The 19,978-nt window shown below is 57.4% G+C and carries 23 protein-coding genes; 17 read left to right on the top strand and 6 right to left on the bottom strand.

The window, feature by feature from the left end:
- Window positions 1-2: 2 nt before the first annotated feature.
- The 10 genes from msrP (at window position 3) to fis (ending at window position 8,396) form a co-directional block, all read left to right on the top strand.
- Window positions 3-1,007 carry a protein-methionine-sulfoxide reductase catalytic subunit MsrP gene (msrP, locus tag ACL2XM_RS24930; protein ID WP_410013317.1) on the top strand — a complete coding sequence of 335 codons (1,005 nt, stop codon included), beginning with the start codon at window positions 3-5 and terminating at the stop codon, window positions 1,005-1,007.
- Entirely contained in the window at window positions 1,008-1,607 is a 600-nt protein-coding gene (gene msrQ / locus ACL2XM_RS24925; protein WP_410013316.1) for a protein-methionine-sulfoxide reductase heme-binding subunit MsrQ, read from the top strand. It begins immediately after the preceding gene.
- Between the two features lie 241 nt (window positions 1,608-1,848).
- Entirely contained in the window at window positions 1,849-2,301 is a 453-nt protein-coding gene (gene aroQ / locus ACL2XM_RS24920) for a type II 3-dehydroquinate dehydratase (protein WP_413721548.1), read from the top strand.
- Window positions 2,302-2,322: 21 nt separating this feature from the next.
- Window positions 2,323-2,787 (top strand): acetyl-CoA carboxylase biotin carboxyl carrier protein, encoded by a 465-nt coding sequence (gene accB, locus ACL2XM_RS24915; RefSeq protein ID WP_413731863.1) that lies wholly within the window; start codon window positions 2,323-2,325, stop codon window positions 2,785-2,787.
- A gap of 11 nt (window positions 2,788-2,798) precedes the next feature.
- Window positions 2,799-4,148 (top strand): acetyl-CoA carboxylase biotin carboxylase subunit, encoded by a 1,350-nt coding sequence (gene accC / locus ACL2XM_RS24910; RefSeq protein ID WP_410013313.1) that lies wholly within the window; start codon window positions 2,799-2,801, stop codon window positions 4,146-4,148.
- 131 nt (window positions 4,149-4,279) lie between these two features.
- Window positions 4,280-4,522, top strand: coding sequence for a YhdT family protein (locus ACL2XM_RS24905; RefSeq protein WP_410013312.1), 243 nt, complete (start codon window positions 4,280-4,282; stop codon window positions 4,520-4,522).
- The gene (gene panF, locus ACL2XM_RS24900) at window positions 4,512-5,957 is read left to right on the top strand and encodes a sodium/pantothenate symporter (RefSeq protein WP_410016720.1); all 1,446 of its coding nucleotides are present in this window, start codon (window positions 4,512-4,514) and stop codon (window positions 5,955-5,957) included. Before ACL2XM_RS24905 ends, panF begins: the two co-directional genes overlap by 11 nt.
- Window positions 5,958-5,978: 21 nt before the next feature.
- Window positions 5,979-6,860, top strand: coding sequence for a 50S ribosomal protein L11 methyltransferase (prmA, locus tag ACL2XM_RS24895; protein ID WP_413727608.1), 882 nt, complete (start codon window positions 5,979-5,981; stop codon window positions 6,858-6,860).
- Window positions 6,861-7,110: 250 nt separating this feature from the next.
- A complete protein-coding gene (gene dusB / locus ACL2XM_RS24890; protein WP_410013310.1) occupies window positions 7,111-8,076 on the top strand; it encodes a tRNA dihydrouridine synthase DusB in 966 nt (321 codons plus the stop codon).
- A 23-nt stretch (window positions 8,077-8,099) separates the two neighbouring features.
- Window positions 8,100-8,396 (top strand): DNA-binding transcriptional regulator Fis, encoded by a 297-nt coding sequence (gene fis, locus ACL2XM_RS24885; RefSeq protein ID WP_410013309.1) that lies wholly within the window; start codon window positions 8,100-8,102, stop codon window positions 8,394-8,396.
- Between the two features lie 74 nt (window positions 8,397-8,470).
- Here fis and ACL2XM_RS24880 read toward each other — a convergent pair whose 3' ends face one another.
- From ACL2XM_RS24880 to cspA, 5 genes are all read right to left on the bottom strand, one after another.
- Entirely contained in the window at window positions 8,471-9,160 is a 690-nt protein-coding gene (locus ACL2XM_RS24880) for a hypothetical protein (RefSeq protein WP_410013308.1), read from the bottom strand.
- Between the two features lie 134 nt (window positions 9,161-9,294).
- On the bottom strand, window positions 9,295-9,441 hold the full coding sequence (locus ACL2XM_RS24875; RefSeq protein WP_410013307.1) for a hypothetical protein: 147 nt from the start codon (window positions 9,439-9,441) through the stop codon (window positions 9,295-9,297).
- Between the two features lie 88 nt (window positions 9,442-9,529).
- On the bottom strand, window positions 9,530-9,901 hold the full coding sequence (locus tag ACL2XM_RS24870; RefSeq protein ID WP_410016719.1) for a carboxymuconolactone decarboxylase family protein: 372 nt from the start codon (window positions 9,899-9,901) through the stop codon (window positions 9,530-9,532).
- Window positions 9,902-9,919: 18 nt separating this feature from the next.
- The gene (locus ACL2XM_RS24865) at window positions 9,920-10,249 is read right to left on the bottom strand and encodes a MerR family transcriptional regulator (protein WP_413733267.1); all 330 of its coding nucleotides are present in this window, start codon (window positions 10,247-10,249) and stop codon (window positions 9,920-9,922) included.
- Between the two features lie 289 nt (window positions 10,250-10,538).
- Window positions 10,539-10,751 carry an RNA chaperone/antiterminator CspA gene (gene cspA, locus ACL2XM_RS24860; RefSeq protein WP_410013305.1) on the bottom strand — a complete coding sequence of 71 codons (213 nt, stop codon included), beginning with the start codon at window positions 10,749-10,751 and terminating at the stop codon, window positions 10,539-10,541.
- A gap of 587 nt (window positions 10,752-11,338) precedes the next feature.
- Here cspA and ACL2XM_RS24855 point away from each other — a divergent pair.
- The 4 genes from ACL2XM_RS24855 (at window position 11,339) to ACL2XM_RS24840 (ending at window position 15,513) form a co-directional block, all read left to right on the top strand.
- The gene (locus ACL2XM_RS24855; protein WP_410013304.1) at window positions 11,339-12,364 is read left to right on the top strand and encodes an amino acid ABC transporter substrate-binding protein; all 1,026 of its coding nucleotides are present in this window, start codon (window positions 11,339-11,341) and stop codon (window positions 12,362-12,364) included.
- Window positions 12,365-12,442: 78 nt separating this feature from the next.
- Window positions 12,443-13,621, top strand: coding sequence for an amino acid ABC transporter permease (locus ACL2XM_RS24850; protein ID WP_410013303.1), 1,179 nt, complete (start codon window positions 12,443-12,445; stop codon window positions 13,619-13,621).
- Window positions 13,622-13,636: 15 nt separating this feature from the next.
- Complete coding sequence (locus ACL2XM_RS24845; RefSeq protein WP_413733266.1) at window positions 13,637-14,743, top strand: amino acid ABC transporter permease; 1,107 nt, start codon at window positions 13,637-13,639, stop codon at window positions 14,741-14,743.
- 8 nt (window positions 14,744-14,751) lie between these two features.
- Entirely contained in the window at window positions 14,752-15,513 is a 762-nt protein-coding gene (locus tag ACL2XM_RS24840; RefSeq protein WP_410013302.1) for an amino acid ABC transporter ATP-binding protein, read from the top strand.
- Window positions 15,514-15,536: 23 nt separating this feature from the next.
- On the opposite strand, the gene ACL2XM_RS24835 is transcribed toward ACL2XM_RS24840, so the two are convergent.
- Entirely contained in the window at window positions 15,537-16,709 is a 1,173-nt protein-coding gene (locus ACL2XM_RS24835; RefSeq protein ID WP_410013301.1) for an ROK family protein, read from the bottom strand.
- A 263-nt stretch (window positions 16,710-16,972) separates the two neighbouring features.
- Between ACL2XM_RS24835 and ACL2XM_RS24830 the strand changes: the two genes are divergently transcribed.
- From ACL2XM_RS24830 to ACL2XM_RS24820, 3 genes are read left to right on the top strand one after another with little or no spacing between them, the layout of a single operon-like run.
- On the top strand, window positions 16,973-18,226 hold the full coding sequence (locus ACL2XM_RS24830) for an extracellular solute-binding protein (protein WP_413731861.1): 1,254 nt from the start codon (window positions 16,973-16,975) through the stop codon (window positions 18,224-18,226).
- Between the two features lie 10 nt (window positions 18,227-18,236).
- Window positions 18,237-19,139, top strand: a complete 903-nt coding sequence (locus ACL2XM_RS24825; protein ID WP_410013299.1) for a carbohydrate ABC transporter permease — start codon at window positions 18,237-18,239, stop codon at window positions 19,137-19,139.
- A complete protein-coding gene (locus ACL2XM_RS24820; RefSeq protein ID WP_410013298.1) occupies window positions 19,136-19,975 on the top strand; it encodes a carbohydrate ABC transporter permease in 840 nt (279 codons plus the stop codon). Before ACL2XM_RS24825 ends, ACL2XM_RS24820 begins: the two co-directional genes overlap by 4 nt.
- The last annotated feature ends 3 nt before the right edge of the window (window positions 19,976-19,978 follow it).

Genomic DNA, 19,978 nt, shown 5'->3' with positions numbered 1-19,978 from the left:
TTATGACCCGAAACCGCAAACTGCGGGAAGCCGACGTTACCGCCGAGGCCGTGTTTTTCCAGCGGCGTAAGGTGTTGCAAGCGCTGGGCATCACCGCGGCCTCGCTCAGCCTGCCGCTGTCGGCCCGGGCCAACGTATTGTCCTGGTTTAAGGGCGACAAGGCCGCCCCCGCCGCGCCGACGGGCAAGGATCTGTCTTTCAGCCGGCCCGCCGCCTGGCATGCCGATTTGCCGCTGACGCCGTATGATAAAGTCACCGGCTATAATAATTTCTACGAATTCGGCCTGGATAAAGCCGATCCGGCGGCCAACGCCGGCGGCCTGAAAACCGACGGCTGGAAAGTGGTCATCGACGGCGAAGTGGCTAAGCCCATGACGCTTGACATGGACGACATCCTGAAACGTTTTGCGCTGGAAGAACGTATTTACCGGCTGCGCTGCGTGGAGGCCTGGTCAATGGTCGTGCCCTGGACCGGTTTTGAGCTGGGAAAACTGCTTAAGCTGGCGGAGCCCACCAGCCAGGCGCGTTATGTCGCGTTCCAGACCCTGGACGATCCAGAGCAGATGCCGGGAGAAAAAGACCGTTATATCGGCGGCGGCCTGGATTACCCTTATGTGGAGGGGCTGCGGATCGATGAGGCCATGAACCCGCTGGCGCTGATGACGGTCGGCGTTTACGGCAAAACGCTGCCGCCGCAAAACGGCGCGCCCATCCGCCTGATTACCCCCTGGAAATATGGTTTTAAGGGCATCAAATCCATTGTCCATATCCGGCTGACGCGCGAGCAGCCGCCCACCACCTGGAATCTTTCCGCGCCGAACGAGTATGGATTTTACGCTAACGTGAATCCGCATGTGGATCACCCCCGCTGGTCCCAGGCAACGGAAAGGGCTATCGGCGCCGGCGGCATCCTGGATGTAAAACGCCAGCCGACCCTGTTGTTCAACGGCTACGCCGAACAGGTGGCCGGCTTATATCGTGGCCTGGATTTGCGGGAGAATTTCTGAGTGCGGCTTAACCTTAAACACATTTTCTGGCTAAAGGTACTGATTCACCTGGCGGCGTTCCTGCCCCTGGTCTGGCTGGTCTATGCGGTCAGCCAGGGCGATTTCAGCGCCGACCCGGCCAAGGATATCCAGCACTTTACCGGGCGCATGGGGCTAAAACTGTTGCTAGCGTCGCTGTTGATAACCCCGCTGGCCCGGTATGGCCGCCAACCCCTGCTGATCCGCTGCCGCCGTCTTATCGGCCTGTGGTGTTTCGCCTGGGTAAGCCTGCATCTGCTGAGCTATTCCGTGCTTGAACTGGGCATCGACAATCTCGGCCTGCTGGGCCGGGAACTGGTCTCCCGCCCCTACCTGACGCTGGGCATCATCAGCTGGCTGATTTTACTGGCGCTGGCGCTGACCTCCACCCAGCGCGCCCAGCGGCAATTGAAAAGCCGGTGGCAAACGCTGCACAATCTGGTCTATGTGGTGGCGATCCTGGCGCCGATACACTATCTCTGGTCGGTCAAAATTCTCTCGCCCCAGCCGGTGTTGTATGCTCTGGCGGCGGCGGTTCTGTTAGCACTGCGTTACAAAAAATTTCGCGGCTGGTGGCGCTAGCCGCGGAATTTTTTATTTCATTCCCCCGCCAAAATGCGCTATCTTGCACTCCACTTTGGATACCGCGTCCAGCTTATCTTCGCAGATAACGCCAGTATGTTGCTGCGAAAAGTTGCGATATCATTATAATGCTTGACCCTGTTAACACTCTGGCCCGGATTTTTCATCAAAAAGGTGACAAAACGGTTACGGAAGGTTATTTTTTACGGGGCTTCGTTAATTAACCGGAGATAGCGGCACGATGGCGGATAAGTTTCACATTTTGCTCCTCAATGGTCCCAACCTGAATCTGCTCGGGACCCGTGAGCCGGATAAGTATGGCCACACCACGCTCGCCGATATCATCAGCAGCCTTGAAACACAGGCGCAGGCTCTCGGCGTGACGTTAAGCCACCTGCAATCCAATGCGGAACATGTCCTGATAGATCGCATCCATCAGGCCCGCGGTAATACCGATTTTATCGTGATCAATCCCGCGGCGTTTACCCATACCAGCGTAGCGTTGCGCGACGCGCTGTTAGCGGTAAACATCCCATTTATTGAAATTCACTTATCCAATGTGCATGCGCGCGAGCCATTCCGACATCATTCCTATCTCTCCGATATTGCGGTTGGCGTTATCTGCGGCCTCGGCGCCGATGGTTATAATTTTGCTTTTCAGACGGCGGTCAATCGTCTGTCTGCATCCAATTAATTAGAGTATGGAACCCCACTCATGGATATTCGTAAGATCAAGAAGCTGATTGAACTGGTTGAAGAGTCCGGCATTTCAGAGCTGGAAATCTCCGAAGGTGAGGAATCGGTTCGTATCAGCCGTGCTCCGGCCATGCCTGCCTATCCCATGATGCAACAGGCTTATATCCCCGCGGTCCAGCAGCAGGTGGCCCCGGTGGTCGCCGCCGCGCCTGCGGCCGAGCAGGCCGCCGCCGTACCCGCCGCCATGAGCGGCCATTTGGTGCGCTCCCCGATGGTCGGCACGTTTTATCGCACCCCAAGCCCTGACGCGAAACCTTTTATCGAAGTCGGACAAAAGGTCAATGTCGGCGACACGCTGTGCATCGTCGAAGCCATGAAAATGATGAACCAGATAGAGTCCGACAAAGCCGGGGTGGTCAAAGCCATTCTGCTGGACAATGGTCAACCGGTTGAATTCGACGAGCCGCTGGTCGTCATCGAATAACGAGGCGCCACATGCTAGATAAAATTGTTATCGCCAATCGTGGTGAAATTGCGCTGCGTATTTTGCGCGCTTGTAAGGAATTGGGTATTAAGACCGTGGCCGTGCATTCCACGGTGGACCGCGATCTGAAACACGTACTGCTGGCCGATGAAACCATTTGTATCGGGCCCGCGCCTTCGGTAAAAAGCTATCTCAACATCCCGGCGATTATTTCGGCGGCGGAAATTACCGGCTCGGTGGCCATCCATCCCGGGTACGGTTTCCTGTCCGAAAACGCGGATTTTGCCGAGCAGGTTGAACGCTCCGGCTTTATCTTTATCGGGCCGCGCGCCGAAACCATTCGCCTGATGGGCGACAAGGTTTCGGCCATCAGCGCGATGAAAAAAGCCGGCGTGCCTTGCGTGCCCGGTTCCGACGGCCCGGTCGGCGATGATATGGAAAAAAACCGCGCGGTGGCCAAGCGTATCGGTTACCCGGTTATCATCAAGGCCTCGGGCGGCGGCGGCGGGCGCGGCATGCGCGTCGTGCGCGGCGACAACGAGCTGGAATCATCGATCAAAATGACCCGCGCCGAAGCCAAGGCGGCGTTTAACAACGATGTCATTTACATGGAAAAGTACCTGGAAAATCCCCGGCATATCGAGGTCCAGGTATTGGCGGACGGCCAGGGCAACGCCATCTACCTGGCGGAACGCGACTGCTCCATGCAGCGCCGCCACCAGAAAGTGGTGGAGGAAGCGCCCGCGCCGGGCATTACCGAAGCCATGCGCCGCTACATCGGCGAACGCTGTTCCAAGGCGTGCCGGGATATCGGCTATCGCGGCGCCGGCACCTTTGAATTCCTGTATGAGAACGGTGAGTTTTATTTCATTGAGATGAATACCCGCATCCAGGTGGAGCATCCGGTTACCGAAATGATTACCGGCGTGGATCTCATCAAGGAACAGCTGCGCATCGCCGCCGGCCAGCCTTTGTCCATCAAGCAGGACGAAGTACGGGTTACGGGGCACGCGGTGGAATGCCGTATCAACGCCGAGGATCCCAACACCTTTATGCCTAGTCCGGGCAAGATCACCCGCTTCCATGCGCCGGGTGGTTTCGGCGTGCGCTGGGAATCACATATCTACGCGGGCTATACCGTACCGCCGTATTATGATTCCATGATTGGTAAATTGATTTGTTATGGCGAGAACCGCGACGTGGCCATCGCGCGCATGAAAAATGCGCTGGCGGAGCTTATCATCGACGGCATCAAAACCAACATTGATTTGCAGCTGAAAATCATGAACGACGAAAACTTCCAGCACGGCGGCACCAACATCCATTACCTGGAGAAAAAGCTCGGTTTAGTGGAAAAATAACCCGCGCTGCAAAAGGCCGGTTGTCACCGGCCTTTTCCGTTTAAATCCCCTTTAGCACTATGCAAATCGGCTGCATGCCGTAAAATCGCCTTTTTTTCGTTATCATTCATTCATCCCGGTACCAAGACATCATGGATAAACGATTTCTTCAGGCTCACCGCGAAGCCCGGTGGGCGTTTGGCCTGGCGGTGGCCTATCTGATTGCCTGGGTGCTGGCCGCCTACCTGCCCGACGACCGGCAGGGGATCACCGGCCTGCCCCATTGGTTTGAAATGGCCTGCCTGTGGGTGCCGCTGCTGTTCCTGGCGCTTTGCTGGCTGATGGTGCGCGTTATCTACCGCGATATCCCCCTGGAGGATAATGATGCAAAGTGAGATCCTTTTACCGCTGATTGCCTACCTGGTCCTGGTCTTCGCGCTTTCGTTCTATGCCTACCGCCGCCGCCAGAAAGGCGAGTTCCTGACGGAATATTTCCTCGGCAACCGCTCGATGGGCGGGTTTGTGCTGGCGATGACCCTCACCGCCACCTATATCAGCGCCAGCTCCTTTATCGGCGGGCCGGGCGCGGCCTACAAATATGGACTCGGCTGGGTACTGCTGGCGATGATCCAACTGCCGACGGTCTGGCTGTCCCTGGGCGTGCTCGGCAAGAAATTCGCCATCCTCGCCCGCCGCTACAACGCGGTCACTCTCAACGATATGCTGCTGGCCCGCTATCAAAGCCCGCTGCTGGTATGGCTTGCCAGCATCAGCCTGCTGGTGGCCTTTATCGGCGCCATGACGGTGCAGTTTATCGGCGGCGCGCGCCTGCTGGAAACCGCCGCCGGCATCCCCTACGATACCGGGCTGCTGATTTTCGGCATCAGCATCGCGTTGTATACGTCGTTCGGTGGTTTTCGCGCCAGCGTGCTCAACGACGCTTTCCAGGGACTGGTCATGCTGCTGGGCACTTTTATCCTGCTGTTCAGCGTTATCCACGCCGCGGGCGGCCTGTCCGCAGCGGTGACCAAACTCCAGCACATCCAGCCGGCGCTGGTATCCCCGACAGGCGTCGACCACGTGCTGACGCCGCAGTTTATGTCGTCGTTCTGGATCCTGGTGTGCTTCGGCGTTATCGGCCTGCCCCATACCGCGGTGCGCTGCATTTCGTACCGGGACAGCAAAGCCGTACATCGCGGCATTATTATCGGCACCCTGGTGATCGGCGTGCTGATGCTGGGCATGCACCTTGCCGGCGCCCTGGGCCGGGCGATACTACCCGACCTGACCATTCCCGACCAGGTGATCCCGACGCTGATGATCACCGTCCTGCCGCCGGTGGTGGCCGGCATATTTCTGGCCGCGCCTTTGGCGGCGATCATGTCGACAATCAACGCGCAACTGCTGCAATCCTCGGCGACCATCGTCAAGGATCTCTATCTCAGCCTGCGTCCCGCCCAGGCGGGCAACGAACGCTTGCTGACGCGGATGTCGGGCACGGTCACGCTGGCGCTGGGCCTGTTATTAATGGTGGCCGCCTGGCGCCCGCCGGAGATGATCATCTGGCTCAACCTGCTGGCCTTCGGCGGGCTCGAGGCGGTATTTCTGTGGCCGCTGGTGCTGGGGCTATACTGGGAACGCGCCAACGCGGCCGGGGCCCTGAGCGCGATGATCGCCGGCGGGGTCTGTTACGCCGTGCTCGCCACCCTTGATGTGCATATCGGCGGTTTCCATCCCATTGTGCCCGCCCTGGCGCTGAGCCTGGCGGCGTTCCTGGCGGGCAACTGCCTTCGCCCCGCCGCCCGGCCCGTTGCCCGGCCCGGCCTTTAATTTTTTTATTGGGAGCAACAGATGCCCTGGATTCAAATGAAGATCAACACCACCGGCGCTAACGCCGAGGAACTCAGCGACGCGCTGATGGAATGCGGCGCGGTATCGGTCACCTTTCAGGATACCCACGACAACCCGGTATTCGAGCCGCTGCCGGGCGAGACGCGGTTATGGGGCGATACCGATGTCATAGGCCTTTTTGCGGCCGATATCGACATAGCGGCGCTTATAGACGCCTTATCGGGCCATGCCCTGCTGGGACAGGATTTCCATCCTAAAATCGAGCAGTTGGAAGATAAGGACTGGGAACGCGAATGGATGGATAATTTCCACCCCATGCGCTTTGGCGAACGGCTGTGGATCTGCCCCAGCTGGCGCCCGGTGCCGGACGCCACGGCGGTAAACGTCATGCTCGACCCCGGCCTGGCCTTCGGCACCGGCACCCATCCCACCACCGCCCTTTGCCTGCAATGGCTGGACGGTTTGGACCTGGCGGGTAAAACGGTAATCGATTTTGGCTGCGGTTCCGGCATCCTGGCCATCGCGGCGTTGAAACTGGGCGCGGCGCACGCCATCGGCATCGATATCGATCCGCAGGCCATCCAGGCCAGCCGTGACAACGCCCAACGCAATGCGGTGGGCGATCGGCTCGACCTGTATTTGTCGCATGACAAACCCGACGACCTGAGCGCCGACGTGGTGGTGGCGAATATCCTGGCCGGCCCCCTGCGCGAACTGGCGCCGCTTATCTCCCTCCTGCCGAAACCGGGCGGCTATCTCGGCCTGTCGGGCATCCTGGCAAGCCAGGCGGAAAACGTCAAGGCGGCTTACGCCGACGCGTTTTCGCTCGACCCGGTGGCGGAAAAGGACGAGTGGTGCCGGATAACCGGCCGCCGCCGCTAATCCGGCGGCAAGCGCGTCCCGCCGCGTCGCCGGGGACGGGGCGGGAGCGATTCAGGAAAAAATCGCGACCGCACCAAATATTTTTCAGCTACAACTTTTTGTTTTTATTGTGAAAAATTCGAAAGATGACATGCAAAGAACAATTTCATTGATCTATAGCAGCGGATTGTTCAAAGTTTGGCCTTTCATCTGACGAAAAAAATGCGTAATATACGCGCCCTTGCGGACACAGTATGGTCTCTCTTTGTCTATGCGTATTGGACACCTGCAGCTCGATAATCGCCTGATAGCCGCCCCGATGGCCGGAGTGACAGACCGCCCATTCAGAGCACTCTGTCATGCGATGGGAGCGGGGTTGACCTTTTCCGAGATGCTTTCCTCGAATCCTGAGGTATGGCGCACGGATAAGTCCCGTCTACGTATGGTACATAGTGATGAACCCGGTATCCGGGCCGTGCAGATTGCCGGATGCGATCCTGCTGATATGGCCGCCGCCGCCGTCATTAACGTGGCAAACGGCGCGCAGCTGATTGATATCAACATGGGTTGCCCCGCCAAGAAGGTTAACCGGAAAATGGCGGGCTCCGCCTTGCTGCAGTTTCCGGATCTGGTGAAACAGATCCTGCTGACCGTGGTAAAGGCGGTGGACGTGCCGGTGATGCTGAAAATACGCACGGGCTGGTCGCCGGAACACCGAAATTGTGTAGAAATTGCCCAATTGGCCGAAGATTGTGGTATACAGGCCATCACAATACATGGCCGAACCCGCGCCTGCTTGTTCAACGGCAACGCGGAGTACGACAGTATTCGGGCAGTTAAGCAGTCTGTTACCATTCCGGTTATCGCGAATGGCGACATTACTGACCCGCATAAAGCCAGAGCGGTGCTTGACTACACCGGGGCCGACGCCCTGATGATAGGACGCGCCGCTCAGGGAAGACCCTGGATCTTCCGGGAAATCCAGCATTATCTGGATACGGGGGAGCTGCTGCCGCCGCCGCCGTTAGGCGAGGTGAAGCGTTTGTTGATAGAGCATGTACGGGAACTGCACGACTTTTATGGTCCAGGCAAAGGATTCCGCATTGCTCGTAAGCACGTCTCCTGGTATCTGCAGGAGCATGCCCCCGACAACCAGTTTAGGCGCACATTCAACGCCATTGAGGATGCCGGCGAACAGCTGGAGGCGTTGAAGGCATATTTTGAAAATCTTGCGTAATAGAAAAAAGAGCTGACAGAACTATGTTCGAACAACGCGTAAATTCTGACGTACTGACCGTTTCCACCGTTAACTCTCAGGATCAGGTAACTCAAAAACCGCTGCGGGACTCGGTGAAACAAGCACTGAAGAACTATTTTGCTCAATTAAACGGTCAGGATGTAAATGATGTGTATGAGCTGGTACTGGCTGAAGTAGAACAGCCACTGTTGGACATGGTCATGCAATACACCCGTGGCAACCAAACCCGCGCGGCCCTGATGATGGGCATTAACCGCGGTACACTGCGTAAGAAATTGAAAAAGTATGGTATGAACTAATACCACTGCTAACTGAATAAAAATAAAGGCGTTATTGGGCAACCAATAACGCCTTTTTATTGCCCTGCCGTCGGCTATTTAACCCATTGGCCGCGTCCGGCCGGCAGCGCCGCCAGGCTTCTTGCCATTGCGCGTCGATACTGTATTGCCGCCACCAACGCCAGGAACGGCAGCGACAGCTCCAGAAATTCTTCCTGCGAGGTTTGCAACGCCACCAGCCATTCAGGCGCGTGCCAGCCGAAAGTGCCCTTAATCATGCCCAGGGAACGGTCGATAATGTTGGTCAGCCCAATCAGGAACACAAAAGTGGCGATGGTCACCGCATGGGCTTTGCCCATGCGCACCGCGCGCAAAACAGGCAACGCATGCCTGACCAGCAGATACAGGCAGGCAACGACAATAGGCACCAGCGACAGCACGGCGTACAGCTTATCAAGCGTGGGCAGGGAACCGGTCCAGAAGCGCAGTTTAAGCATGCTCATATGATCGATATATTTATGCAGGTCCGCCTCGCGCGCCATCATCGCCAGCAGGGCCACGATGACGGCGACACGGGTGCGCCGCCGGCATAGCGGCAGGGGCAGCAGCGCCAGCGACAGGACGGCGATGCCGTATCCCACCAGAGTCAGGTTTTCCACCAGCTGCCCCTCTTCGACCAGATGCACCAATATGTCGGTGGGCATCAGGCACCATAGGATCAAGGTGAACAGGGACACGCCGACTGCCAGCCAGACAGAAAAGCGAGGGGTATCAAGAAAGGACATGGCGCCATCTCTAAAAAAAAGGAAACCATTATTACCGGTAGCAACCTATTTTTTTTAACAATCCATGCGCACTCATTACCCGTATTAATCTGTTTTGCCGTTTCCATCACAACATGTGCCCTCCAGCCAGGCGGTCAGCCCATCTTCACCGGCAGATCCGGCGATGCCGGGGACATGGCTATCGGCGCGCTACCCTGCTGCCGCAGCGTTTCCAGGTACGCCCGCTCGCGCCGCAGCCTGCTGCCGGCCGTTTCTATCTTGCCCGGATATAATTTACGCATAGGCTTATCACTCACTGTACCCGCCATTGCGCAGTGGTACTTCATCCGCCTCCCGCAGGACTAAGCGATCGGCAACGATACGGGGATATCAGGATGGATTAAACACCGCTTTCGCCACAAACAGCCCATTCAACGCCGCCGGGAAGCCCGCGTATATCGCCATCTGCATAATGATTTCGGTGATTTCCTCACGCGTTAACCCTACGTTCAGGCCGGCCTGGATATGGACGTTCAACTGCGGCGCGCAGTTGCCCATCGCCGTTAGCGCGGCGATGGTGGCGATTTCACGCGCGCGCAGGTCAAGCCCGGGACGTGAATAAATATCGCCAAACGGAAACTCAAGCAGATAACGCGCGAAATCGGGCGCGATATCGGCTAAGGCGTCAATCACGTTTTCTCCGGCGCTGCCGTCGATAGCGGCTAAGGCTTTTTTACCCTGTTCCAGTCTGGATAGGGTTATATTCTGTATCGTCATGCATTATTCCTCGGTAACGTTGGCATCGGTATAACCGGCGATTTTAGCGTCGAGGACGAGCAGTGAGGATTGCAGTTCCGTGATATGCGCCCGTACCTTTTGGCGATGCGCCTCCAGCAGGCGCCGGCGATCGGGTAGGGTTGCCGTGCCGCCGTCGCGCAGGGCGGCATAGCGCAACATATCGCGTATCGGCATGCCGGTAGTTTTCAACCGCTGCAAAAAGGCAATCCAGGGCAGGATGGCGCGGTCGTAATAACGCTGTCCGGCATCATCCCTCCGGGCATACGGCAGCAATCCAATGCGTTCGTAATAACGCAGGGTATGGGCTGTCAGCCCGGTTTTTTTTTGCTATATCACCGATCTTCATATCTGTCCTTATTTCGTCCCGACCTTACCCATGCTAAGGGTTAGAGCGCGCGCTAAGTCAAGCGACAAAACAGGTTTTGATCAGGCGGTGGTTTCTGGGGACGAAAAAAAGCCCCGACGATGTCGAGGCTCTTTAATTCATTGTCAGGTTCCGGATGCTTTGGATTTTCTGGCGACTGCGCCGCGCGACCAAAGGGCTATTCGTTTAAGAATGTCCGGTAACCTGCTTCTGCGTGGTTATGGCTGAGTAATTAAATTACAGAGCAACAACGTTGGCAGCAGACGGGCCTTTCTGGCCGCTTTCAATGGTGAATTCAACGCGCTGACCTTCGTCAAGGGTTTTGAAATCATTGCTCTGGATGGCAGAGAAGTGTACGAACACGTCTTTGCTGCCGTCAGCAGGAGTGATGAAGCCGAAACCTTTACCAGCGTCAAACCATTTAACGATACCAGTCATTTTGTCAGACATAGATACTTCCTTCATAATTATTTGTGCCACAATGTGGCGTGGTGAATAGGTCTGTTTGCCAGGGAATACTTACTTATGGGCACTTAAGAAGGAAATTCGTCGAAGAAGTGATGGTCTGCTATCGCTTTTACTTGAACAACTTTACTAAAATGACTTACATAAATAGGTCTGTACTACAAACCGTTGACGCTATTTACTCATAAAACCCCCCGCCGCGCAAGCTTTAATTATCAAATGAATTTTTAAGGTGCAATGACTGCACCCAAGGCGATGTTGCGCCCGCATCCCATGCGCCCAATCAAGGCGGTTCGACAACAATTTTTGCCAACCCGCTCCCAGATAACGGAACCCGGGGCGTCATAGTGGTGCGTCCGCCGAATCACTGCACTATATTTGTGCATAACTGTCCCGTTTTGGCGCGGCGCGGCTGTTAATAAAGTGTGAGTTCACCCGCCAGGCAAGCAACTGCCAGATTGGCATCCCCTTTGCTATAGAGGTAACTGGCACTATGCCAACAGACAGGATGGATGCGCAGCGAAAGTGCATCAAAACCACTGGCTTTAATTTTCTGCCTCACAGGATGCTTTATGAAAAAAATGATGATTTCCACCTTGGTTGCCGCAGCCACCCTTTTTGCGATAGCCAATCAGGCACATGCAGGCGCGACGTTGGACGCGGTAAAGAAAAAAGGTTTTGTGCAATGCGGTATCAGTGACGGTTTGCCCGGCTTTTCTTATGCCGATGCCAGCGGTAAATTTACCGGTATCGACGTGGACGTCTGCCGCGCCGTCGCCGCCGCCGTCTTCGGCGACGATACCAAGGTCAAATACACGCCCTTGACGGCAAAAGAGCGTTTTACCGCGCTGCAATCCGGGGAAGTGGATATCCTGTCGCGCAACACGACCTGGACCTCGTCCCGCGATGCGTCCATGGGCATGGTGTTCGCCGGCGTGAACTATTATGACGGTATCGGCTTCCTGACCCATACCAAGGCCGGACTGAAAAGCGCCAAGGATCTCGACGGCGCTACCGTCTGTATCCAGGCCGGTACCGATACCGAGCTGAACGTAGCGGATTATTTCAAAGCCAATAAAATGCAATTTACCCCGGTGACCTTCGATCGTTCCGACGAAAGCGCCAAGGCGCTCGAGTCCGGCCGCTGCGACACCCTCTCTTCCGACCAGTCACAGCTCTACGCGCTGCGTATCAAGCTGGGCAAGCCCGACGATTATGTCGTACTGCCTGAAGTGATTTCCAAAGAGCCGTTGGGACCGGTGGTGCGTCGCGGTGATGAAGATTGGTTCACCATTGTCAAATGGTCGCTGTTCGCCATGCTCGATGCCGAAGAAATGGGCGTGACCTCGAAAAACGTCGATCAGCTGGCGGCCTCGCCGGCAACACCCGATATGGCCCATCTGCTGGGTAAAGAAGGTAACTTCGGCGAACAGCTGAAGCTGCCTAACGATTGGGCATACAAAATCGTTAAACAAGTAGGGAATTACGGCGAAATTTTCGATCGTAACGTCGGCGCCGGCAGCGAGCTTAAAATCAAGCGCGGCCTGAATGCATTATGGAATCAGGGCGGCATCCAGTACGCGCCGCCGGTACGTTAATACCAGCCACAGTGCGAGAGCGCCGGCGTAGTCCGCCGGCGCTTTTCCAGCAGATAAATTTATACTGAGGCTTTGCGCATGCAACAACGCCAAACCGTAAAAGGTGCCTTTTCGTTGACCAACCCTGCGGTTCGCGCCTGGGTCTACCAGATACTGGCCGTGGTGGTGGTGGTAGCCTTTGGCGGCTATATCCTGCACAACACGCTGACTAATCTCAGCAACCGCGGCATCACGTCCGGCTTTGGTTTCCTGCATGACGCCGCCGGTTTCGGCATCGTGCAGCATCTTATTCCTTTCGAACAGGGCGATACCTACGGACGGGTGTTTATCGTCGGGCTCCTCAATACATTGCTCGTCTCCGCGCTGTGTATCGTGTTCGCTTCCCTGCTCGGCTTTTTTATCGGCCTGTCGCGACTGTCGGAAAACTGGCTGTTACGTAAACTGTCGACCATCTATATCGAGACTTTTCGTAATATTCCGCCGCTGCTGCAAATCTTTTTCTGGTATTTCGCCGTGCTGCGCAACCTGCCCGGTCCGCGCCAGGCGGTTAATGCCTTTGACGTGGCCTTTCTCAGCAACCGCGGCCTTTATATGCCCACCCCGATGATGGGCGAAGGCGCGGCCGCCACCCTGGTTGCGCTGGTTGCCGCCATCCTGGCGTCGGTTATCCTGTTTCGCATTAACCGCCGCCACCAGATGGCCACCGGCGAACTGCGCCGCAGCTGGCCCTGGATTGTCCTGCTGTTGATTGCGCTGCCCGCCGGCGCGCAGTGGCTATTCGGCGCGGCCCTCCATTGGGATTTGCCGCAATTGCGCGGGTTTAACTTTCGCGGCGGCATGGTGCTTATCCCCGAACTGGCCGCCCTGACGCTGGCCCTTTCGGTTTATACCTCCACCTTTATCGCCGAAGTCATTCGCTCCGGCATCCAGTCGGTACCCTTCGGCCAGCATGAAGCGGCCCGTTCGCTGGGGCTGCCTAATCCGGTCACGTTAAACCAGGTTATCCTGCCGCAGGCGATGCGCGTGATTATCCCACCCCTGACCAGCCAGTACCTGAATATCGTCAAGAACTCCTCGCTGGCGGCCGCCATAGGTTACCCGGATATGGTCTCGCTATTTGCCGGGTCGGTGCTCAACCAGACCGGCCAGGCGATTGAAACCATCGCCATCACCATGTCGGTCTATCTGGTTATCAGTTTGGGGATTTCGTTCTTAATGAACATTTACAACCGGCGTAAAGCATTGGTTGAGCGCTAAGAGACCTTCATGACCATGACAATCAATCCCCATGAACCCGTAGCGATAGCGTCGCGCAGCCGGCTGGCCCTGGCTATGCTTTGGATACGCCAGAACCTGTTTTCCAGCCTGTCCAATAGCCTGCTGACCCTGTTTTGCCTGTGGCTGCTGTGGATTATTATCCCGCCCATGTTCAACTGGCTGATATTGCAAGCCAATTGGGTGGGCACCACCCGCGCCGACTGCACCCGCGACGGCGCCTGCTGGGTCTTTATCCACGCCCGCTTCGGCCAGTTCATGTATGGCCTGTACCCCTTCGACCAGCGCTGGCGCATTAACCTGACCCTGGTGGTCGGATTGCTGAGCCTGCTGCCGATATTCTGGAAAGGCATGCCGCGTCGCGGACGTTATATTGCCTGCTGGGCGGTGTTGTTCCCCATTTTTACCTGGGTGATGCTGTATGGCGGCTTTTTCGGTTTATCCCGGGTGGAAACCCGTCAATGGGGCGGGTTGACCCTGACGCTCATCATCGCGGCGGTGGGCATTGCGGGCGCGCTGCCCCTGGGCGTGCTGCTGGCGCTGGGCCGGCGGTCGAAAATGCCGGTGGTGCAATGGTTTTGCATCATATTTATCGAGTTCTGGCGCGGCGTGCCGCTGATCACCGTGTTGTTCATGTCGTCGGTCATGCTGCCGCTGTTCCTGTCGGAAGGGACCAATATCGATAAGCTTATCCGGGCGCTGGTAGGGGTGATCATGTTCCAGTCGGCCTACGTGGCGGAAGTGGTGCGCGGCGGCCTGCAGGCCTTGCCCAAGGGCCAGTACGAGGCGGCCGAATCGCTGGCGCTGGGTTATTGGAAAACCCAGGGGCTGGTGATCCTGCCGCAGGCCCTGAAAATGGTGATTCCCGGCCTGGTCAACACCATCATTGCGCTGTTTAAGGATACCAGCCTGGTGGTGATTATCGGTTTATTCGATTTGTTCAGCAGCGTGCAGCAGGCCACGGTCGACCCGGCCTGGCTCGGGATGTCGACGGAAGGGTATGTCTTCGCCGCGGCAGTCTACTGGATTTTTTGTTTTAGCATGTCCCGCTATAGCCAACATTTGGAAAGGCGCTTTCAAACCGGGCATTCCTCCACCCATTGAGGTACATAATGAGCGACAATAACGCCATCCAGTCTGACCGTTTGATGATTACACTGGAAAACGTCAATAAGTGGTTCGGTCAGTTCCATGTATTGAAAGATATCAATTTGCAGGTAAAAGCCGGCGAACGCATCGTGCTGTGCGGCCCTTCAGGTTCGGGCAAGTCCACCACCATCCGTTGTATTAACCATCTGGAAGAGCATCAGCGGGGCACCATCGTGGTGGACGGTACCCTTTTGAATGACGATCTGCGCAATATCGAACGCGTGCGTACTGAAGTGGGCATGGTGTTCCAGCATTTCAACCTGTTCCCGCACCTGACGGTGCTGCAGAACTGCACCCTGGCGCCCATTTGGGTGCGTAAGATGCCGAAAAAAGAGGCCGAGGAGCTGGCCATGCATTATCTGCAGCGGGTGCGGATTGCCGAGCACGCGCATAAATTCCCCGGCCAGCTGTCCGGCGGCCAGCAGCAGCGGGTGGCTATCGCCCGTTCGTTATGCATGAAGCCGAAAATCATGTTGTTTGACGAACCCACCTCGGCGCTGGATCCGGAAATGGTCAAGGAAGTGCTCGATACCATGATCGGCCTGGCCAATGACGGCATGACCATGCTGTGCGTAACGCATGAAATGGGCTTTGCCCGTACCGTCGCCGATCGGGTGATCTTTATGGATCGCGGGGAGATCGTCGAGCAATCCGCGCCGGACGAGTTTTTCACCCAGCCGAAATCAGAGCGCACCCGCGCCTTCCTGTCCCAGATCCTGCATTGATCGCCACCGGGGCGCCGCCCCGGTTATTTCAGCAGCACCTCGTATTGCGGATTAAACTCATCGAATATCGGCAGCGCCGCGGCGCCCAGCGCGGCGGTGTCGGTACCGTTCAGCCCAATCCTGACGCGGTGGCCGTCGCTGTATTTGCTGCGCACCGAGCGCAGCAGCGGATGCAGGCGCCCGACAATTTTTTCCACCAGCGGCTGCGGCATTTGGCCGCCGATAATCACCGCTTCGGCGTCGAAAATGCATTCGAGGATATTGATTGCCTGCCGGGTTGCCGGCAGGACCGCGTCGATCCAGCGGTCAAAGCGGGCGTGTTCCACGTGCAGCAGGTCCCCGGGCATGGCGATCATGGGATCCAGCCCGCAGGCCTCATAAGCCGATTGCAGGGATAAATAGCGTTCCAGGCAGCCATGATTGCCGCAGGAGCACAGGCGCCCGCCGGGCTGCACCACCATGTGGCCGACCTCGCCGGCATTATGCGCATGGCCGGTGTAAATATGGCCGTCGGTGAAAATGCCCGCGCCCAGGCCAGTGCCGATATAAAGATAGATAAACGAATCCAGCTGCTTGGCAATGCCGTGGAACCGCTCGCCGATGGCGGCCACCGTAGCGTCGTTCTCCAGGGTCACCGGCAGGCCGGTTGCCGTCGTCAATTCCGCCACCACATCGACATGTTCCCAGCCGTGCAGGGTGGTGGGTCCTTCGGACGATAGGCCCTCGACGCCAAACGGCCCCGGCATCACCACCCCGATCCCCAGCATTTTGCCCCAGTCGACCGGCGCCTGCTGCTTCATCTCCGCCAGCAGCTCTTTGATCAGCGCAAGCGTTGCACCGGGCTGGGGCTTTTGCACCAGGCAAAGGCGCCGGAAGCGGACATTGCCGGTAAGATCGACCAAGACCATCAGCAGGGTCTGGTGATCGAGATGAATGCCTATCGAATAAGCGCTGTCCGGATTCAGGGTCATGGGTACCGCCGGCTGGCCGCGGCCGCCGACATGGCGTGGCGCATGGGAGGAGAGAATGCCGGCCTGGCCGAGCTCGGCTGCGATATTGGATACGGTCTGCGGCGTCAGCGCCGTCAGGCGCGCCAATTCCGCCCGCGTCAACTCGCCGTTTAACCGAATGGCCTCGATAACCACGCGCCGGTTGTGCGCCCTGGCATGTTCCAAATTGGTACCTGATGTTCTCATGAGTCCATACCCCTCACTGCCTGTGGCGCCAGTATGTGTGCTTGTTATAGAGCAATCAAATTGATTTATTAATTCCCGGGCAGTGTTTTCGGCATGGCTATTGCAAGTTTCTCTGCAGGATAGCGGCAATTGTTGCCAGGTATGTTAAGAGAATGTGGCGCGATAGCGATCACAAGCTGAGAAGTTAAGCATTGCTTTCGTCTATTAAAGCAATCAAATTGATTTAATTACCCACACGCAAACCATCTGATCCCGGAGAGAGCATGAACATAAAGACCTTCTACCCCGCCCTGACGCTCTGCGCATTGTCGGTCCTCTCGCTGGGACTCCCGGCACAGGCCCAGGCGAAAACCCAAATCAACGCGCTGTTCATGACCCAGGCCGCCTACAGCGAAAACGATATCCGCGCCATGACCACCGATTTCACCCAGCAGCATCCGGATATCGACGTCAACCTGGAATTTGTACCCTACGAAGCCCTGCACGACAAAATCGTCGCGGCGCGCGGCGCGGGCGGCAATGGGTACGATGTGGTGCTGTTCGACGCCATCTGGCCGGCGGAATTTACCAAATTCGGCCTATTACAGGATGTCACGGCACGGATTAACGCCGACGACAGCAAAAAGATTTTCCCCGGCGCCATGAGCACCGTTACCTATCAGGATAAGGTTTGGGGCCTGCCCTGGATCCTCGACACCAAATACCTGTATTACAACAAGGCGATGTTGAGCAAAGCCGGCATCACCACGCCGCCGCAGACCTGGCAGCAGGTGGAGCAGCAGTCCGAGATTTTAAAGCAAAAGGGCATCGTGAAGTATCCGCTGGTCTGGAGCTGGTCGCAGGCGGAAGCACTGATTTGTGATTACACCACGCTGGTATCAGCCTTTAAGGGCGACTTCTTTACCGCGGGCAAGCTGAATTTCAGCAACCCGGGCTCGCTGCAAGCGGTAAATTATATGAAGGAAACGCTGGATAAGGGCCTGACCAATCCCAACTCGCGCGAATACCTGGAAGAAGATGTGCGCAAGGCATTCTCCAACGGCGACGCGGCCTTCGCGCTCAACTGGACCTATATGTACAACATGGCCAACGACCCGAAACAGAGTAAAGTGGCCGGCGACGTCGGCATAGTGCCGGCACCGGGCGCGCAGGCCGGCGGCGTTTCGGCGGTCAACGGCTCGATGGGCCTGGGTATTGCCAAGGCCAGCCAGCATCCCGAGCAGGCATGGCAATATATCAGCTATATCACCTCGCAGCCGGTACAGGATAAATATTCGCGCCTGAGCCTGCCCATCTGGAAATCCTCCTATGATGACCCCAAGGTGCAGCAAGGTCAGGAGCCGTTAATCGCCGCTGCGAAACAATCCCTGAATGTCATGTTGTCCCGCCCGGCCATTCCCGCCTATTCACAGTTGTCCAACGTGCTGCAGCAAAACCTGCAGCAGGTGTTGCAGAACCAGGCTACGCCGGAAGCGGCCATGCAGGCGGCGGCGAAAGGCGCGGAACGTTTGCGTTAAGGATTTAGCCATGCTCAGTTTGCCGCAACGTGAGCGTCGTCAGGCATGGGTGCTGCTGGCGCCCATGCTGGTGATGATGTTTTTGCTGACCGCCTGGCCGCTGGGCCGGACCCTGTGGCTCAGCTTTACCGACGCCGCGCTGATTGGCGGCGGCGCCGTGCCCGCTTACGTGGGTTTCGCCAACTATCTGTATGCGCTGACCGACCCGGACTTTCTGGCGGCGCTGGCGCGCACGCTTTATTTTACCCTGGTGTCGGTGGCCTTTGAAGGCGTTATCGGCGTACTGGTGGCCCTGCTGCTGAACCAGAAATTTTACGGCCGCGGCCTGCTGCGGGTGCTGGTAATCCTGCCCTGGGCGCTGCCGACCATTGTTAACGCCATGATGTGGCGGCTTAATTTCAATCCCGATTACGGCAGCGTCAACGCGTTGCTGACACAAACCGGTGTCATCGATCGTTACCGCAGTTGGCTCGGCTCCCCCGACTCGGCGATGAACGCGGTGATGATTGCCGATATCTGGAAAAATTACCCGCTGGTGACGCTGCTGACCCTGGCGGCGCTGCAATCGATCCCGGACGATCTGTTCGAGGCCGCGCGTATCGACGGCGCCTCCGCCTGGCGGCGATTTCGCGCCATCACCCTGCCGGCCATCCTGGCTCCACTTGGCGTGGCGCTGATCTTACGCACCATCGACGCCTTTAAGATCTTCGACATTATTTATGTCATGACGCGGGGCGGCCCGGTGGACAGCACCAAGACCCTGAGCTTTTTCGTCTATCAGGAATCGTTCAGCTACCTGCGCGCCGGCAGCGGCGCCGCCTATGCCATCCTGATGACCATTCTGTGCGGGATTCTGATTGCCGTTTACATGCTGATGCTGTCCCGTCAGCGCCGCCGGGGAATAGAATCATGAAACGCAGGATCCGCATCGTTTTACGCTACGCGGCGGCGGCGCTGCTGGCGATAACCATACTGGCGCCCATGCTGTGGCTGTTTTTAATGAGCGTCAGCTCGGCGGCGGATTTAGCCCGCATCCCGCTGGAATGGCTGCCGCGACAATGGGACTTCAGCCGCTACGCCCGCCTGCTATCGCTGGCGCCGGGCCAGCCGGGCGCGCTTTTCCTGCACGCGCTGGCCAACAGTATGGTGATTGCCACCGGCGCGACGCTGATTTCGCTGCTGCTGGCCGTGCCGGCGGCGTTCAGTTTTTCCCGCTATCCCGGCCGTGAGGGCTGGTTGATGGGCAGCCTGGCTATTTATATGGTGCCGCCGGTGGCGTTTGTCCTGCCGCTGTATTTTGTTTTGCAGCAGTTGTCGTTACTGAATACGCATCTGGGACTGGTGTTGGTGTACTGTTCGCTGATCCTGCCTTTTCTGACCTGGATGCTGAAAAACCAGTTCGACGCGCTGCCGCTGGATATCGAACAGGCGGCGCGCCTCGACGGCCTGCGTTTTTGGCAGGTGCTGTTGCGCATTACCCTGCCACTGGCCAAACCGGCCGTGGCCGCCTCGGCGGTGTTTGGCTGGCTGCTGGCCTGGGATGAATTTTTCTATGCCTTGCTATTTACCAACAATATCCAGGCGCAAACGCTGCCGGTCACTATCGCCGGGTTTACCGCCGGCCGGGCCACGGACGACGGGCTTATCGCCGCCGTCGGCATCCTGGCCTCGGTACCGCCGCTGTTTATCGCCATCTGGCTGCAAAAATCCCTGGTCAGCGGTTTAACCAGCGGCGGCAGCAAGGGCTAAAAA

It is taken from the genome of Sodalis sp. RH20 (genome assembly GCF_047324205.1).
In the GTDB taxonomy this organism is placed as follows: Bacteria; Pseudomonadota; Gammaproteobacteria; order Enterobacterales; family Enterobacteriaceae; genus Acerihabitans.
This window is presented reverse-complemented; position numbering and strand designations above follow the sequence as displayed.

Bases quoted from the DNA above. Each gene is read 5' to 3' on its own strand.
- msrP (WP_410013317.1), top strand. From the start codon at position 3: ATGACCCGAAACCGCAAACTGCGGGAAGCCGACGTTACCGCCGAGGCC.
- panF (WP_410016720.1), top strand. From the start codon at position 4,512: ATGCAAAGTGAGATCCTTTTACCGCTGATTGCCTACCTGGTCCTGGTC.
- prmA (WP_413727608.1), top strand. From the start codon at position 5,979: ATGCCCTGGATTCAAATGAAGATCAACACCACCGGCGCTAACGCCGAG.
- dusB (WP_410013310.1), top strand. From the start codon at position 7,111: ATGCGTATTGGACACCTGCAGCTCGATAATCGCCTGATAGCCGCCCCG.
- ACL2XM_RS24840 (WP_410013302.1), top strand. From the start codon at position 14,752: ATGAGCGACAATAACGCCATCCAGTCTGACCGTTTGATGATTACACTG.
- ACL2XM_RS24855 (WP_410013304.1), top strand. From the start codon at position 11,339: ATGAAAAAAATGATGATTTCCACCTTGGTTGCCGCAGCCACCCTTTTT.
- ACL2XM_RS24825 (WP_410013299.1), top strand. From the start codon at position 18,237: ATGCTCAGTTTGCCGCAACGTGAGCGTCGTCAGGCATGGGTGCTGCTG.
- ACL2XM_RS24875 (WP_410013307.1), bottom strand. From the start codon at position 9,441: ATGCGTAAATTATATCCGGGCAAGATAGAAACGGCCGGCAGCAGGCTG.
- accC (WP_410013313.1), top strand. From the start codon at position 2,799: ATGCTAGATAAAATTGTTATCGCCAATCGTGGTGAAATTGCGCTGCGT.
- ACL2XM_RS24820 (WP_410013298.1), top strand. From the start codon at position 19,136: ATGAAACGCAGGATCCGCATCGTTTTACGCTACGCGGCGGCGGCGCTG.
- aroQ (WP_413721548.1), top strand. From the start codon at position 1,849: ATGGCGGATAAGTTTCACATTTTGCTCCTCAATGGTCCCAACCTGAAT.
- ACL2XM_RS24880 (WP_410013308.1), bottom strand. From the start codon at position 9,160: ATGTCCTTTCTTGATACCCCTCGCTTTTCTGTCTGGCTGGCAGTCGGC.
- fis (WP_410013309.1), top strand. From the start codon at position 8,100: ATGTTCGAACAACGCGTAAATTCTGACGTACTGACCGTTTCCACCGTT.
- cspA (WP_410013305.1), bottom strand. From the start codon at position 10,751: ATGTCTGACAAAATGACTGGTATCGTTAAATGGTTTGACGCTGGTAAA.
- ACL2XM_RS24845 (WP_413733266.1), top strand. From the start codon at position 13,637: ATGACAATCAATCCCCATGAACCCGTAGCGATAGCGTCGCGCAGCCGG.
- ACL2XM_RS24835 (WP_410013301.1), bottom strand. From the start codon at position 16,709: ATGAGAACATCAGGTACCAATTTGGAACATGCCAGGGCGCACAACCGG.
- ACL2XM_RS24850 (WP_410013303.1), top strand. From the start codon at position 12,443: ATGCAACAACGCCAAACCGTAAAAGGTGCCTTTTCGTTGACCAACCCT.
- ACL2XM_RS24905 (WP_410013312.1), top strand. From the start codon at position 4,280: ATGGATAAACGATTTCTTCAGGCTCACCGCGAAGCCCGGTGGGCGTTT.
- ACL2XM_RS24830 (WP_413731861.1), top strand. From the start codon at position 16,973: ATGAACATAAAGACCTTCTACCCCGCCCTGACGCTCTGCGCATTGTCG.
- accB (WP_413731863.1), top strand. From the start codon at position 2,323: ATGGATATTCGTAAGATCAAGAAGCTGATTGAACTGGTTGAAGAGTCC.